14 protein-coding genes are annotated in these 14,443 nt (G+C 66.4%); 8 read left to right on the top strand and 6 right to left on the bottom strand.

The genetic code is table 11. The features are described from left to right. Positions 1 to 114 precede the first annotated feature (114 nt). On the bottom strand, positions 115 to 1,920 hold the full coding sequence (locus QW861_RS24670; RefSeq protein ID WP_315753711.1) for a long-chain-acyl-CoA synthetase: 1,806 nt from the start codon (positions 1,918 to 1,920) through the stop codon (positions 115 to 117). A gap of 176 nt (positions 1,921 to 2,096) precedes the next feature. Here QW861_RS24670 and QW861_RS24665 point away from each other — a divergent pair, with 176 nt between their 5' ends. Then, positions 2,097 to 3,083, top strand: coding sequence for a tripartite tricarboxylate transporter substrate binding protein (locus QW861_RS24665; RefSeq protein WP_315753713.1), 987 nt, complete (start codon positions 2,097 to 2,099; stop codon positions 3,081 to 3,083). Positions 3,084 to 3,109: 26 nt separating this feature from the next. On the opposite strand, the gene htpG is transcribed toward QW861_RS24665, so the two are convergent. Further along, positions 3,110 to 4,981: a molecular chaperone HtpG gene (htpG, locus tag QW861_RS24660; RefSeq protein WP_315753715.1), complete on the bottom strand. Its 1,872-nt coding sequence runs from the start codon at positions 4,979 to 4,981 to the stop codon at positions 3,110 to 3,112. A gap of 68 nt (positions 4,982 to 5,049) precedes the next feature. Then, on the bottom strand, positions 5,050 to 5,568 hold the full coding sequence (locus QW861_RS24655) for a MarR family transcriptional regulator (protein ID WP_315753717.1): 519 nt from the start codon (positions 5,566 to 5,568) through the stop codon (positions 5,050 to 5,052). Positions 5,569 to 5,692: 124 nt separating this feature from the next. Here QW861_RS24655 and QW861_RS24650 point away from each other — a divergent pair, with 124 nt between their 5' ends. The 7 genes from QW861_RS24650 to QW861_RS24620 all read left to right on the top strand — a co-directional run bounded on the left by QW861_RS24650 (position 5,693) and on the right by QW861_RS24620 (position 11,445). Continuing rightward, on the top strand, positions 5,693 to 6,235 hold the full coding sequence (locus QW861_RS24650; protein WP_315716514.1) for a VOC family protein: 543 nt from the start codon (positions 5,693 to 5,695) through the stop codon (positions 6,233 to 6,235). A 51-nt stretch (positions 6,236 to 6,286) separates the two neighbouring features. Beyond that, positions 6,287 to 7,924 (top strand): FAD-dependent oxidoreductase, encoded by a 1,638-nt coding sequence (locus QW861_RS24645; RefSeq protein ID WP_315753719.1) that lies wholly within the window; start codon positions 6,287 to 6,289, stop codon positions 7,922 to 7,924. Further along, on the top strand, positions 7,921 to 8,115 hold the full coding sequence (locus QW861_RS24640) for a DUF2783 domain-containing protein (protein WP_315716512.1): 195 nt from the start codon (positions 7,921 to 7,923) through the stop codon (positions 8,113 to 8,115). Before QW861_RS24645 ends, QW861_RS24640 begins: the two co-directional genes overlap by 4 nt. Positions 8,116 to 8,362: 247 nt before the next feature. Next, positions 8,363 to 9,013: an Mpo1-like protein gene (locus QW861_RS24635; protein ID WP_315753721.1), complete on the top strand. Its 651-nt coding sequence runs from the start codon at positions 8,363 to 8,365 to the stop codon at positions 9,011 to 9,013. A gap of 126 nt (positions 9,014 to 9,139) precedes the next feature. Then, complete coding sequence (locus tag QW861_RS24630) at positions 9,140 to 9,550, top strand: hypothetical protein (protein ID WP_315753724.1); 411 nt, start codon at positions 9,140 to 9,142, stop codon at positions 9,548 to 9,550. Between the two features lie 750 nt (positions 9,551 to 10,300). Next, positions 10,301 to 10,735, top strand: coding sequence for a VOC family protein (locus tag QW861_RS24625; RefSeq protein ID WP_315753726.1), 435 nt, complete (start codon positions 10,301 to 10,303; stop codon positions 10,733 to 10,735). A gap of 56 nt (positions 10,736 to 10,791) precedes the next feature. Further along, positions 10,792 to 11,445, top strand: coding sequence for an HAD-IA family hydrolase (locus QW861_RS24620; RefSeq protein ID WP_315753728.1), 654 nt, complete (start codon positions 10,792 to 10,794; stop codon positions 11,443 to 11,445). A gap of 25 nt (positions 11,446 to 11,470) precedes the next feature. Here QW861_RS24620 and QW861_RS24615 read toward each other — a convergent pair whose 3' ends face one another. The 3 genes from QW861_RS24615 to QW861_RS24605 all read right to left on the bottom strand — a co-directional run bounded on the left by QW861_RS24615 (position 11,471) and on the right by QW861_RS24605 (position 14,415). Continuing rightward, a complete protein-coding gene (locus QW861_RS24615) occupies positions 11,471 to 11,953 on the bottom strand; it encodes a hypothetical protein (protein WP_315753730.1) in 483 nt (160 codons plus the stop codon). 152 nt (positions 11,954 to 12,105) lie between these two features. Continuing rightward, entirely contained in the window at positions 12,106 to 12,594 is a 489-nt protein-coding gene (locus QW861_RS24610; RefSeq protein WP_315753732.1) for a DUF427 domain-containing protein, read from the bottom strand. A 120-nt stretch (positions 12,595 to 12,714) separates the two neighbouring features. Further along, positions 12,715 to 14,415, bottom strand: a complete 1,701-nt coding sequence (locus tag QW861_RS24605; RefSeq protein ID WP_315753734.1) for a hypothetical protein — start codon at positions 14,413 to 14,415, stop codon at positions 12,715 to 12,717. Positions 14,416 to 14,443 lie beyond the last annotated feature (28 nt).

Raw genomic sequence — 14,443 nt, 5'->3', positions numbered from 1 at the left:
CACTGTTCAAACGATGAAACCGACCATAGGACGAGAAGGTGAAGGAAGCCGGACTTGCCAGCCATCTTTCGGGACCGTTGGTAAATACCCATCATGGCCTATGATTAAAATCATCTACAAACGAACCTCGCCGGCGAGGATCCGCGCATGGAGATCCCGATCGAGCAGGCAATAGGCACCCGTCCCGGCGTCGCGCACGTAGAGCGGCTCATGCACGATCGACGGATCGAAGCCGTCGCGCATCAGCGCCTGCTTCTTCTGCTTGAATGTTTCGGTCGACTGCAGCGACGACGTGATGCGGAGCGCCACCGGCCGAGCATAGGGCGGCAATCGGCGGGCAAGTTCTAGAGAGAGGCGATCGAGATCGAAGCTGTCGCCGACGACGAGCGCAGCCATGCCGGCGCGTCCGTCCCTGCCGGGCACGACGACACCATAGGTCGATGCTTCCAACACGCCGGGACATTGCAGGATCGCCTCGTTCACCTCGCTGGTCGCGACGTTCTCGCCCTTCCAGCGGAAGGTGTCGCCGAGACGATCGACGAAATAGAAGAAGCCCTGGTCGTCCTGGCGCATCAGGTCACCGGTGCGGAACCAGGCATCGCCCTTGGCGAAGACGTCGCGCAGGATCTTCTTCTCGGTCTCGCCCGTATCGGTATAGCCTTCGAAGCGGCCGCCTCCCTGGTCCGCCGTACCGATGCGGCCAATGGCCTCGCCGATCTCGCCGCGCGCGCAGACCAGGCACCGCCCGTCGGGTCCGCGCAAGGGTGCGCGCTGGTCGGCATCCAGCTTGATGATTTCGGCGGGAAAGCGATGCGCAAGCAGCGACGGCACGCGCCCGATCGATCCCACCCTGCCCTCGACATTGTAGAGTGAGAAGTTGCCTTCGGTCGCGGCATAGAATTCCAGCACCTGGGGGATGGCGAAGCGCGCCTGGAACGCCTCCCAGACGTCGCCGCGCATTCCGTTGCCGCAGGCGAGCCGCAGCCGATGGGCGCGGTCGAAATCGGATGGCGCGGCGGCCAGCAGATAGCGGCAGAGCTCGCCGATATATTGCACCAGCGTGCAATCGTGACGGACGATGTCGCGCCAGAAATTGCTCGCCGAGAATTTCTCCGCGAGCACCGCCGCACCGCCGGCGCGCAGCATGCTACAGGGCGCGACGATGCCGCCGACGGAATGATAGACCGGCAGACAGTCATAGAGGCGATCGTCGGGACCTGCGCCGGTGAGGCCGGCAAACCAGCCGCCCCAGTTCATGATGCGGCGATGGCTGATACTGGCGGCCTTGGGCAGGCCCGTCGTGCCGGAGGTGTAGATCAGCAGCGCGCGGTCGTTAATCGTCACGGCGCGGCGCTCAGTCGCGTCGAGCGCGTGCGTATCCATCGCGGCGATCGCGACGTCGAGATCGCCGCCGCCGGCAATCCAGACACGCGGCCCGCCCGCGATCAACGGCGCAACCTCCGTATAGGCTTCATGGAAGTCCTTGGAGACGATCACATGGACTGGCCGAGCCACATTGATGCAATGCGCAAGCGACGGGCCGATGAGATTGGCATTGATGAGCGCAACCACACCGCCGACGCGACTGATCCCGAGCCAGGCGGCCAGGTAGTCGGGCCGGCTCGGCATCATCAAAGCGATCGTGTGGCCAGGCCCGATGCCATTGGCCAGCGCCCAGCGGGCGTATCGGTTGATGCGCCCAGACAGGGCGGAATAGCTCAGCGTCTCGCGATCGGAGATCAGCGCCGGCCGTTCGGGCTGCTTCGCGGCCCAGTCGTCCACCACGTCGGCGAACAGCCGCGCCGGCTCTGCCTCGATGCGCGAGGTCAGCTCGATCGCCTTCAGCCAGATTTTCGCCGCCGACGGCTTCCGAGGGGCCGTGCTGAGTTCCACAGATCGATCCGACTGCCCGGAGTTCATGAACGCCCTCACCCCAATTCGGCGTGCTTATAGGCCGGGTGGCCTGACCGGCCGTTAAGCGGGAGGGTTAACCGGCCGAGAGTGCGTCGCTGTTGATGCGAATGCGATCCTTTACGAAGTTCTCGGAAATGCCGGTTATCCTACCGCTCCCAGAACATGCCAACGCGAAGGCCGGCATGCCCAAGGACACGATGACACGACGCGCATTGCTGCGCTGCGCCGCCTGGAGCAGCGTTGCAGCCGTGACCTCGACCACGGCGTTCGCCGGAGTTGATGCGCCCTATCCGGCTCAGCCCGTCACCTGGGTCATTCCGTTTGCCCCGGGCGGAGCCACCGGCCGGCTGTCGCTCCTGATCTGCGATCGGCTGACCCGCCGACTGGGCCAGCCCTTCGTGCTCGATCACCGGCCGGGTGCGGGCGGCGCGACCGCCACCAAGAGCGTCGCGAGCGCCGCGCCGGACGGCTACACGATCCTTGCGACCTCGACCGCCAACGTCATTACGGCCTCGACCGACCGCTCGCCCGGCGCCGAGGGCGATCTCATCCCCGTCGCCGGCATGGCGCGCATGCCGCTGCTGCTGCTGGTCAGCCGGCAGCTGCCGGTCGAGACGCTGCCCGAATTCCTGGCCTATGCCAAGGCCAACCCGGGCAAGCTCAGCGTCGGCTCCGCCGGTCCTGGCACCGTCCAGCTGCTGTCGGCCGAGCTGTTCCGGACGCTCGGCGGCATCACCTGGTCCGTCGTGCATTATCGTGGCTCGGGGCCGGCCCTGACCGACCTCGCCTCCGGCCATATCCACGCGATGTTCGACAACGCCGCTTCCGCCGCCGACCTCCTGCGCACCGGCAAGGTCCGGGCGCTGGCCGTCACGACGCGCGAGCATGCCGCCGCCTTCCCCGATCTGCCGCCGGTCGCCGACGTGCTGCCGGCGTTCGAAACCTCCGGCTTCTATGGCGTCGCGGTGCCGCACGGCACGCCGAAAGCCATCGTCGAGCTGCTCAACCGCGAGATCAACGCCGCGCTGGCCGATCCCGACATCAGCAGGCAGTTCGCCGAGGTCGGCGCCACGCCGCTCACCGGCGACGTCGGCGTCTATGCCGCGACCTACCGCGCCGAGATCATGCACTGGCGCAAGCTGGTCCCGCAGGTGAGCGCGAAGAACTGACCTCCGCGCCCGGCGACCCGCCTGCCTCAGGCCCCCGCGACGCCCTGCAGCACCAGCCGGTTGAGACGGGCCGCGAAGGCGGCCGGATCCTCCGGCAGTTCGCCGTCGAGGATCTGCGCCTGCTCGAGCAGCAGGAACGACAGATCGTCGACCTTGGCCTTGTCGGCGGCGGCCTTGGCGACGGCGACGACCAGCGGATGGCGCAGATTGATCTCGAGGATCGGCTTGGTGCGCGCCCCGCGCGCCTGCTGCGACAGGATGCGCTCCAACTCGCGATCCGGACCATGGCTGCCGGCCACCAGGCACGACGCGCTGGTGGTAAGCCGGGTCGAGACCTTCACGTCGGTGACGTGGTCGCCGAGACTTGCCTTGATCAGCGCGATCGTATTGGCCTCGTCGGCCGCCGGCTGTGCCTCGTCCTCGGGCTTCGGCTCGGTCACCGGGATCGGATCGAAGTTGATGTCGCCCTGGCTCAGCGACTTCAGCGGCTTGCCGTCGAACTCCAGCCGTGCCGAGGTCCAAAACGCATCGACCGGATCGGTGAGCAGCAGCACCTCGACGCCGCGCGCCTTGGCGGCTTCGAGCCGCGGATTGGACTTCAGCCGCTCGATGCTGTCACCAACCAGGAAATAGATCTCGGTCTGGTTCTCCTTGAGACCTTCGACATATTGCTTCAGCGAGCGCCGCTCGCCCGATGTCGTGGTGAAGCGCGACAGCGCCAGCAGCTTGTCGCGGCGCTCGAAATCCTCGTACAGGCCTTCCTTGATCACGGCGCCGAACGAATCCCAGATCTTGTCGAAGTTTTCGGCATCCTTGTCGGCGAGCTGCTCCAGCTCGCCGATCACGCGCGTGGTCACGGCCTTGCGGATCTGCGCCAGCTGCGGATTGTTCTGCAGCATCTCGCGCGACAAATTGAGCGGCAGGTCCTCGCTGTCGATCACGCCGCGGATGAAGCGCAGATAGGCCGGCATCAGGTCGGCGTCATCGGTGATGAAGACGCGGCGGACATAGAGCTTGACCTTGCCCTTGCGCGCCGGCTCGAACAGGTCGAACGGCTTGGTCGACGGCGCGAACAGCAGCACCGCGTAGGAATAGCGGCCCTCGGCCCGGTAGTGCAGCGTCATCGCCGGCTCGTCGAACGCGTGCGCAATCGACTTGTAGGCCTTGCTGTAGTCGTCGGACGTCAGCTCGGACTTCGAGCGCTGCCACAGCGCGCTGGCGGAGTTGATCTGGCGCGGCTCGCCCTCCTCCGGCACCAGCATGATCGGAAACTGGATGTTGTCGGAATAGGCGGTGACAATGCGCTCGATCTCATAGGTTTCGAGATATTTCTTGGCGTCGTCCTTGAGGTGCAGCACGATCTCGGTGCCGCGCGTCACCCGCTTGGCATCCTCCTCGGACGCGGGCGCCACCTCGAAGCCCGCGCCGCCCGACGAGGTCCAGGTCCAGACCTCGCTGCCGCCGGCGCGCCGGCTGATCACGACGATGCGGTCGGCGACCATGAAGGCCGAGTAGAAGCCGACGCCGAACTGGCCGATCAGGCCGGTGCCGTCCTTGGCCTCGGCCAGCTTCTGCACGAACGCCTTGGTGCCGGAGCGGGCGATGGTGCCGAGATGGTCGATCAGTTCCTGGCGCTCCATGCCGATGCCGCTGTCGGCGATGGTCAGCGTATCAGCGGCCTTGTTCGGGATGATGCGGATCTGCGGCGCCTCGCCGTCGCCGATCAGATCGGGTCTGGCGATCGCCTCGTAACGCAGCTTGTCACAGGCGTCCGAGGCGTTCGAAATCAGCTCGCGCAGGAAAATGTCGGTCTCGGAGTAGACCGAATGCACCATCAGATGGAGCAGCTCGGAGACTTCGGCCTGGAAGGAATGGCTAACGGTGGCGGTGTCGGTCATCGTCGTACGTTGGCCCATGCTATCAGGGGTGGAGAGAGACCGTCGATATAGCGCGGCGGCGGCACCGATCAAGCCTTTCGGCCGGGAGGATCATCGAGCGATCGTTCGGCGGCCGCGAGCAGCTTGTCGATGACCGTGTCGAGGGTCGCGATCTCGGCGGCCGAAAGCACGCTCAGCAGCTCGGCCTCGCGCGCCAGCGCATGGGGCACGATCCTGCGGTACAGCGCCCGCCCGGCGGCCGTCAGCGCCACGATCCGCTCGCGGCCGTCCTCGGGATCGCGGCTGCGGCTGACGATCCCGCGTGCCTCCAGGCTCTGCATGGCGCGGCTGACGTTCATCTTGTCGAGCGTCGTCAGCCGGCCGATCTGCTTGGTCGGCAGCCGCGGCTGCTCGCCGAGCGCCGCGAGGATCCGCCATTCCTGGCGCGACAGCGCGAAGCGGTCGGCATAGACCTCCGCCACCGCCAGCGACACCTGTTCGGCGAGCCGGGCCAGCCGGTAGGGAAAATAGCGCTGCAATCGGAGCTCGCGCTCCGTGGCCGCTTCGCCCTGCTCGCGGTCGCGCATGTCGGTGGCCGGCTTCGTCATTGCGTCTCTGTCCTCGTCCTTCCAGCCCCTCGCGGCCTCGATCCGATCCCGGTCGGGTTGATCTGGATCAATGCCGCGCAATCGTATCATTCGTTACTATCCTGGCAACAACGGGAGGACAATCATGCAGATCGAGAAGATCCATCACGTCGCCTATCGCTGCGTCGACGCCAAGGCCACGGTCGAGTTCTACAAGAAGGTCCTCAACATGGACCTGCTCGGCGCCATCGCCGAGGACAAGGTCCCCTCGACCAAGGCGCCCGATCCGTACATGCACATCTTCCTGGATGCGGGAAACGGCAACATCCTCGCCTTCTTCGAGCTGCCGAACTCGCCGCCGATGGGGCGCGATCCGAACACCCCGGAATGGACCCAGCACATCGCCTTCCAGGTCAAGGACATGGAGGAGCTGGAAGAAGCCAAGGCGCGCGCCGAGGCCGCCGGCCTCGACGTCGTCGGGATCACCGACCACACCATCTTCAAGTCGATCTATTTCCATGATCCGAGCGGCCATCGGCTGGAGATCGCGGCCTGGACTGCAACGCCCGAGCAGATCGCGCGGATGAAGTCGGTCGCCCACGCCATGGTCGACGAATGGGCGACCACCAAGAAGCCGCCGCGGCACACCGCCTGGATGCACGAGAAGGAATTCGCAGGCAGCGACTGAGCGATTGCTCGTCCCGACAGTCCCGACCGCAACGCGCCAGGCGAGGCAGCCATGAGCAACTATGTCTATCCGCGATTTCCCTATGTCTGCTCGGCGGAGCAGCGCAGCGGCGAGACCCGCCGCCATCCGATCGTCGTGATCGGCGCCGGGCCGATCGGCCTGACAGCGGCGCTCGATCTCGCCGCCCGCGGCCAGCCCGTGGTCGTGCTCGACGACAACGATACCGTCAGCATCGGCTCCCGCGCCGTGTGCTACGCCAAGCGCCCGCTCGAGATCTGGGATCGGCTCGGCTGCGCCGCGCCGATGGTGGAAAAGGGCGTGAGCTGGAACATCGGCAAGGTGTTCTTCCGCGACCAGCTCTCTTATCAATTCGATTTGCTGCCCGAGCCCGACCATCGCTGGCCGGCAATGATCAACCTGCAACAATACTATCTCGAGGAGATTCTGGTCGATGCCTGCAACAGGACTCCGCTGATCGATCTGCGCTGGAAGCATCGGCTCGTCAGCCTCAAGCAGACCGACGACTTCGCGCAGCTCGCGGTGGAGACGCCGGACGGCATCTTCACCATGGAGGCGCAGTGGGTGATCGCCTGCGACGGCGCCAATTCCGATACGCGGCGCATGGTCGGCGCCGAGTTCACGGGTCAGTTCTTTCAGGACCGCTTCCTGATCGCCGACGTCAGGATGAAGGCGGAGTATCCGACCGAGCGCTGGTTCTGGTTCGATCCGCCGTTTCATCCGGGACAGTCGGTGCTGCTGCATCGCCAGTCCGACAACATCTGGCGCATCGACTTCCAGCTCGGCTGGGACGCCAATCCGGACGAGGAGAAGAAGCCCGAGCGCGTGATCCCACGCATCCGGGCCATGCTCGGCGAGAGCACCGAATTTGAGCTCGAATGGGTGTCGATCTATCAGTTCGCCTGCCGCCGGATCGACAATTTCCGTCACGGCCGCGTCCTCTTCGCGGGCGACGCGGCGCACCAGGTGTCGCCGTTCGGCGCCCGCGGCGCCAACACCGGCGTGCAGGACATCGACAACCTCGCCTGGAAGCTGGCAATGGTGCTGCGCGGCGAGGCGCCGGAGAGCCTGATCGACAGCTATCACGAGGAGCGCGCCTTTGCCGCCGACGACAACATCCTGAACTCGACGCGCGCGACCGACTTCATCACGCCGAAGACGCAAGCCAGTCGTCTTTACCGCGACGCCGTGCTCGACCTCGCACAGAACCACAGCTTTGCGCGGCCGCTGGTCAACAGCGGCCGGCTGTCGACGCCGACGCCCTATGTCGCGTCGTCGTTGAATACGCCTGACGGCGGCAACGTCCCCGGCGCGATGACGCCTGGCACCAATGCCGCCGATGCACCGGTGACGATCGCGGGCGAGCCCGGCTGGTTGCTGAACTGTCTCGGCTCCAGCTTCACCGTGGTCACGTTCGACCCCGCCGTGACGGCCGAGCAGCTCACCATCGACGGCATCACGGCGCAGGTGATCGTCGTCGGTCGCGACATCGCCGATGCCACGGGCCTGCTCGCGGCACGATACGGCGCCTCGCCCGGCACGACCTATCTGTTCCGTCCCGATCAATATGTCACCGCCCGCTGGCCGCAGTTCGACGGGGACGCGATCACGGACGCGGTCCGGCGCGCCTGCGGCAGGCGCGGCGCGGTCCAGCAGGAGCTTGCAGCATGAGCCTGACCCTCACCCCGAACATCAGCGATCCCGACGACTTCTATGCCGAGCTGATCGGCGGCCAGCGCGACCTCGGCGAGGACGAGGCGCTGCGCATGAACGCCAGGCTGGTGCTGCTGCTCGCCAACCATATCGGTGACCGGGCGATCCTGAGCGAGGCGATCCGGCTGGCAAGGTCGCCCGCCGGCTGACGCAGGCCGCAACACGTCACATCGGCAGCCGGCTTTGATCCGGATCAAAGCCGTTTCTCCGCATTTTGCGGCAGACAGAGAGACCAGCCGGCGAGTCGTGCGCCGGCGCAGAGTCCGCTCGCTTGCGCACATTGCGGCTCCCGATCCGATCCCGGTCGGTTTCATTGTGACAACATCATAATGTCACGCCACCTTCACCGAGGCCCTCTACGTCTTCGCCTCGTTCCACAACGGCACGGGGATTCGCATGTCGCGCTACTACAAGACGCTGCAGACGCAGCGCTTCGACGACTATCGCTACTATCATCAGAGCCGGATCAATCAGACGCTGCACCTGGTCAGCGCCGTGATCTTCCTCGTGTGCTATGCGCTCCTGTTCAAGGATCCGGCGATGGCCGGCCTGGTCGGCTGGCTCGCGATGCTGACGCGGCAGACCGGGCACTTCTTCTTCGAACCGAACGGCTATGACCACGTCAACGGCGTCAGCAACGACTACAAGGAAGCGGTCAAGGTCGGCTACAATCAGACCCGCAAGATCGTGCTGCTGACGGTGTGGGGCCTGGTGCCGGTGGCGCTGTTCGCGTTTCCGACGCTGTTCGGCCTGTTCCCCGAGCCGACCGGCCGGATGGACTTCGTCCGCCACGTCGGCCTGCTCTGGCTCGCGGTCGGCATCGGCGGCGGCCTGTTTCGCGTCATCCAGCTGTTTGCAATGCAGGATGTCTCGACGGGCCTGATCTGGGCCTTCAAGGTGCTGACCGACCCGTTCCACAACATCGCGCTGTATTGGAAGTCGCCGCTGGCGCTGCTGCGCGGCGAGCTGATCGATCCAACCATCAAGGACGCCTCGCATTGGGGCGCCGCCGAGGACGAGGCCGAAGAAGCTGCGCATCTCACCTGATCGCGAGTTCCCGCCGCCGGCCGGTCCCGCGGCGGGAGTCCTTGAGCAGACGGGCTGCAACAACATGGAACAACTCTACTGCTGCGCCGTTGCGGCCTCAGTGCTGGCGGCCTTCAGGAGCTCCCCATGTGTGACTACAGCCTCCATACTGTTGCTTCCCGCGATGCCAAAACTGCCGACGTGCTGGTCTCCTGTCGATTTCCCGGCACGGAGACCCGCGGCTTCTGCACCAAGGACGACCCGTTGACCGCCGTCTGCCTGCGGCCGGGCACGGAGCTCGCCTTCGAAGACGATGTCCGCATCAAGGGCTTCTTCTTCCGGCGCAAGGTCGGCGCCCATCTCGCCCGCTTCCGGCAGGTCGACACCAACAAGCCGACCGAACATCACGATGCGCTCGAATTCTCCAATGGCCGAATCGTCAAGGTCACCGACCTCGCCACCGGCCAGCGCGCCCGCGTGCTGCAGATGCCGGCCGATCCGGCCGCCAAGCGCACGACCGTACCGCTCACGATCGAGCTGCGGGCGACGCAGCTCTGAAAACGTCGACATGGCCGGCGTCAGCGCCGCGGCGGCGCTGGCGTCGGGCATGACCAGCTGAAGACAATGCGCGTCGTCGGAGGCTGCGGGCCCGCCCCCTGATGACATCCTGAACATGTGATCTTGCATGCGTGTTCGCGATCCCGCGGCACGATCGGTGCCCGAGTGATGCGGCAGTCGTCCCTCTGAAAATGAGAGGGCGCGGGGAAGGCCGGGTGCTGACCGCGGCCCATGGCCCGCCTGCAACAAGAAAGCAGGCGGCAGTCACCACAGGTCGGGCCTGACAACCGGCCTCCCCCGCGCGATCGGTTTTAACGGTGTCCTTCGCGCTCTCCCTGGGGATCGGCGTTCTTGCCCCCATCGCCCGCCCCGAGCCGTCACAGCATCGAAAGCGAACTTGACCTCAGCGTCGAGAGGCCAGGACCACACGACTTCGCCGTCCGCGCCGAACTGCGCTCGTCTGGCGCAGCCGTCACGTCCATCGCAGCCCACCTCCACGTTCGTGACGACGCGTACGTCCCTCTGCACGAGGCGGGATAGGGAGAGAAAAACATGATTTCGGAAAAATAGCAACAAAAATCTTCTTCTCGGTGGCCTCGACGGGGCGATCGCGCTGAAGCAGCGATCAAGACCTGCGTTTTGGCCCGCGCTTCGCTGTGCAGCAGCGAGCGCAGCAAGCAACTGACCGCATCCATTGGACAGATCAAACGCCGTGGCTCTCGCGCGCGCTGCCGGCTATGATGGAGCAGTATGACCGCTTCATCCGACAGATTGCCCACCGGTGGCTTCGCTTCTCTCGTCCCCGAGCTCGACGTCAGTGACCTCGATGCGAGCAAGAGCTTCTGGTGCGACCTGCTGGGCTTTCGGATCGCCTATCAGCGTCCCGAAGACCGCTTCATGTATATCGAGTTGCAGGGCGCACAGGTGATGCTGATGCAGCACAACGGCAACTGGGAGACCGCCCCCCTCGAACGGCCGTTCGGACGGGGGATCAATTTCCAGATCATCATTGATGACATCACGCCGTTGCTGGCCGCGCTTGAACAAGGGAACTGGCCGCTATTCGAAGAATGTCGCGAAGCCTGGTATCGGGTGGGCGAGCGGGCACGCGGCCAACGCCAGTTTCTGGTGCAGGATCCCGACGGCTACCTGCTGCGCTTCGCGCAGGAGCTGGAATTGAAATAGGCGGCCCGCGCGCGGTCTAGTCTCTCGCCATGAACGCCCACCCGAAAGCCCACTCCGTGCAGCTCATCATCTTCGATTTCGACGGCACGCTGGTCGACAGCCGGGCCCTGATCCTCGAATGCCATCGCATCGTGTTCGCGGACTTCGGGCTGCCGGTGCCTAGCGCGCAGGACAGCTTGGCGCTGATCGGCCGCTCCCTGGAGCTCGTGCTCGCCGAGCTCGCCGGCGACGGCGCTCCAATCATGAGCATGGTGCAGGCCTATGGCCGGGTGCTGCCGCAACTACGCGGCGATGCCGCCTTTGCCGAGCGGCCGTTCGATGGAATCGGCGAGTTGCTGGGCGCCCTGAGCTGCAGGCCCGGCACCGTGCTTGCGATAGCGACCGGACATACCTCAAAGGCCGTCGTGCCGGCGCTCGAAATGCTCGGCTGGCGCGATCGGTTCAGCACCATTCAGGCGGCAGACAAGGCACCGTCGAAGCCGCATCCCGGCATGTTGCTGCAGGCGCTGGCTGAGACCGGCGTCGCGGCTGATGATGCCGTCTTCATCGGCGACACCAGCTTCGACATGCTGATGGCAAAGGCTGCAGGCGTCCCCGGCATCGGCGTCACCTGGGGCTATCACACCGCGGAGCAACTCGCCGCGGCCGGTGCAAGCCGTGTCGTGACCACGGTCGCCGAACTACGGCGCTGCCTCGACGACGCACTGTAGCACCAGCCTCCAGCGCCCAGTCTCCTCAATCAGGCAGGTTGGTAAACTTCGGCCGCCAGACGCCCAGGATGACGTTCACGGTGGCGACGCCGAGCGTGACCCAGATGGCGCCCTGCTCGGTGCCGAAGTTGGGCGCAAGCGTCGCCGGATCGATCTGGCCGGCGACGGCGCGCGCGGCCTCCTCGGCGGCTTCCTGCATCGGTCCCTGCACGGCGGCAAAGCCCCATTCGAAGACGAGGATGCCGGAAGCGAGCTTGGCGAGCGCCCAGCCGGCGCTGTGCAGCGCGCGGTTGATCGCGATCGCCAGCAGGCCGGCGACCAGGGTCAGGCCGAGCGAGGGGAAGAACACGTAGCGCACGATGGCGCCCATCGCCGCGCGCATCTCGGCATAGTGCGCAAGCGACACCGACGGCTGCGGGATGAGGCCGAGCAGCACGACGAGGCAGGCCATCGCGCCCATCATGCCGATCGCGCCCATCGTGTGCAGAAACTTCATCAACCGTCGCATGGCATTCCCCCGGCGTCGTGAAGATGAGATCTGGTCCGGCAGGGATTGCGGCCCCAGCCAAGTCAGGCCGCGCTGCATGCGCAGGCTGCCGTCACCATTCATCCCTACGATCAGGATCGGCGACCGGATCATGCATCGGGACGGGAGCCTGTCTACCAGTGCCGCGTACCCGGCCCGCCCTTGAACGGTCCGACGACACGAGAGGTGATCCAGCCGCCGTAGAAATCGCCCTGTTGCGCGGCAACGCGCTCGTCGCCGACGAAGCAGGCCTCGACCCGCGAGGCATAGAACGCCAGATGGCCCGCGATCGGTGCGAATGGCGCCGTCGGCTGCTCGTAGCTCCAGGCGGCCTGCTCGGACACGCGGCCGCCGACCTCCAGCGTCCAGTAGCCGGCGACGCCCTTGAACTCGCAGAACGACCGGCCGGGCGCGCGCCGCAGCCACTGCATCGCGACATGCTGCGGCGGGATGTAGTAGACCGGAGGATGGCTGGTCTCGAGCACGCGATGGCCATCCTGCGTGTCGGCGATGGTGACGCCGGCAAATGCGACGCGCAGCCGCGCCGTGCAGCGCTCCAGCCGCGGCGGCCGTGGATAGTCCCACACCGATTCCTGGCCCGGCCCCGGCACGATGCGTTGCATGTCGCTTCTCCGTTGTGGCGCCACCGACCGCGCCTAGCGCCCGGCCAGCGCAAGGCAACGGCCGAACGGCGACAAGGGATCACCGGAGACGGATGGGGAGCGGCGGCCGTCGTTCCGGCTTCACGAAGGTGAGGCCGCCGGCGGAGCGGGCTGAGGCTCCTGCACAGCGGTGGTGCCGGTGCCCTGCCCGATGCGGAACAGTTGGATGTAGCTGCCGAGATAGAGCGGCGTGAGTCCGGCGACCGGCTGCTCAGGGACTGGCGGGTCGAGCAGCAGGACAGCATCGAAGTTCGACCGCCAGCCGGCCAGATAGCGCGCGAGCGGCAACACGTCGGCGGGCGGCGTGTCAGGTTGCAGCCAGCGCCACGCGGCGGGCTCGGCCAGCGGCTGCGCAAGACGAGCGAAAGAGGGACGGACCGTGATGGGCTGCTGGTTCGGATGGGCGAACATCAGCGGCCAGAACGCCCGCCGCTCGATCACGAGCAGCGCCGCCATATGGGAATCGACGTAGCGGAATCCGGGCAGGATCCGCTCGCGCCGGCTGGAGACGGGCTGCTCGTGGCCATGCGCGGCGATGACGCGCGCGCCGGGCTGCACATGCGCGATCGCCGCGCGCAGTTCGGCGAGGTCCACCCTGTGATCGATCCATGCCGATGCGATATCCGCGGTCCGAATCAACATCAGCCCCGAGAGGACGATGCCGACGAGCACCGCCTTCCTGCCGGACACGACCGGCTGCAAGCCGGCGAACAGCAGCAGGCCGCACATCGCGGCAAAGCGCATGTCGATCAACGTTCCTCCCAGCGCCGTCCACGGCGCGGCGACGAAGGCGACGAACAGCGCCGCCAGCGCCAGCGGAACGCCCGGCGCGACGACGAGCTGGCGCCGGACGAGGACCAACACAGACATCACCACGACCGTCGTGATGATCGTCAGCTCGGCGCTGGTTGTCAGGAACGGCGTCATGATGCGCCACAGCTTCGGCGGTCCGTCCCAGTCGCCGAGTTGCAATCCACCCTCGCCCAGCGGACAGAGCCCATAGAGCAGCACGGCCGGGCTGAGCGTGACTCCGAGCGCACAGGCAGCGACAGCGAACTCCCGCGCCAGGACCGGCGACCGGCGCAGCCGCCACAGCCGGTCGGCCTCTCCGGCGCCGATCAGGACCGCGAAGAACAGCAGGCCGAAGATGTGGCAGAGGAAGGCGGCCGCCGCGGCGATGGCGCCCCAGGCGATCGCGGGCAGCCAGCCGCCCCGACGGCGCAGCGCCACCCAGCCGGCGGCGCCGCCGAGGGCCAGGCCGAGCGAGAGCTGGAAATTCATGAAGCCGAGCAGGAAGACGCCGTCATAGGCGACGATGCCGGCCGCCAGCGGCCACAACGACAGCCGGCCGAACACCGCGCGGTGATAGGTGATGACGCCGACGAGCGGCGCGAACAGGCTGAGCGCGAGCAGGATGCGGCCGCCGACATGAACGTCGGTGACGCGCAGCAGCGCGACGCCGATCACGTCCATGCCGAGATTGGGCAGGATGCGCCAATTCGGCGCGTATATCTGCGACAGCACGGGATCGTCGGGATGCGCCAGCACGAACAGCCGCGCGAGGTGGTTGGGATAGTCGAGCACCGGCGGGACATCGACCAGCAGGAACGGCACCGCGAGCACGATGGCGAGCACCAGCGCCAACAGAATCCAGCGCCAGGACAGGTCGCCGGCGCTGGAGGCGGACACCGGATGATGGGGAGCTGATCGGAGGTCTGAATGCACGAGGAGCCCGGCCGGCACGATGGCGCCGGTCGCCGACGAGCACGATGGCAAATGCATTGAGGTACCCCATTCCGCCCGGGATACT

Origin of the sequence: Bradyrhizobium sp. SZCCHNRI1029 (genome assembly GCF_032487555.1) — a bacterium.
GTDB lineage: Bacteria > Pseudomonadota > Alphaproteobacteria > Rhizobiales > Xanthobacteraceae > Bradyrhizobium.
This window is presented reverse-complemented; position numbering and strand designations above follow the sequence as displayed.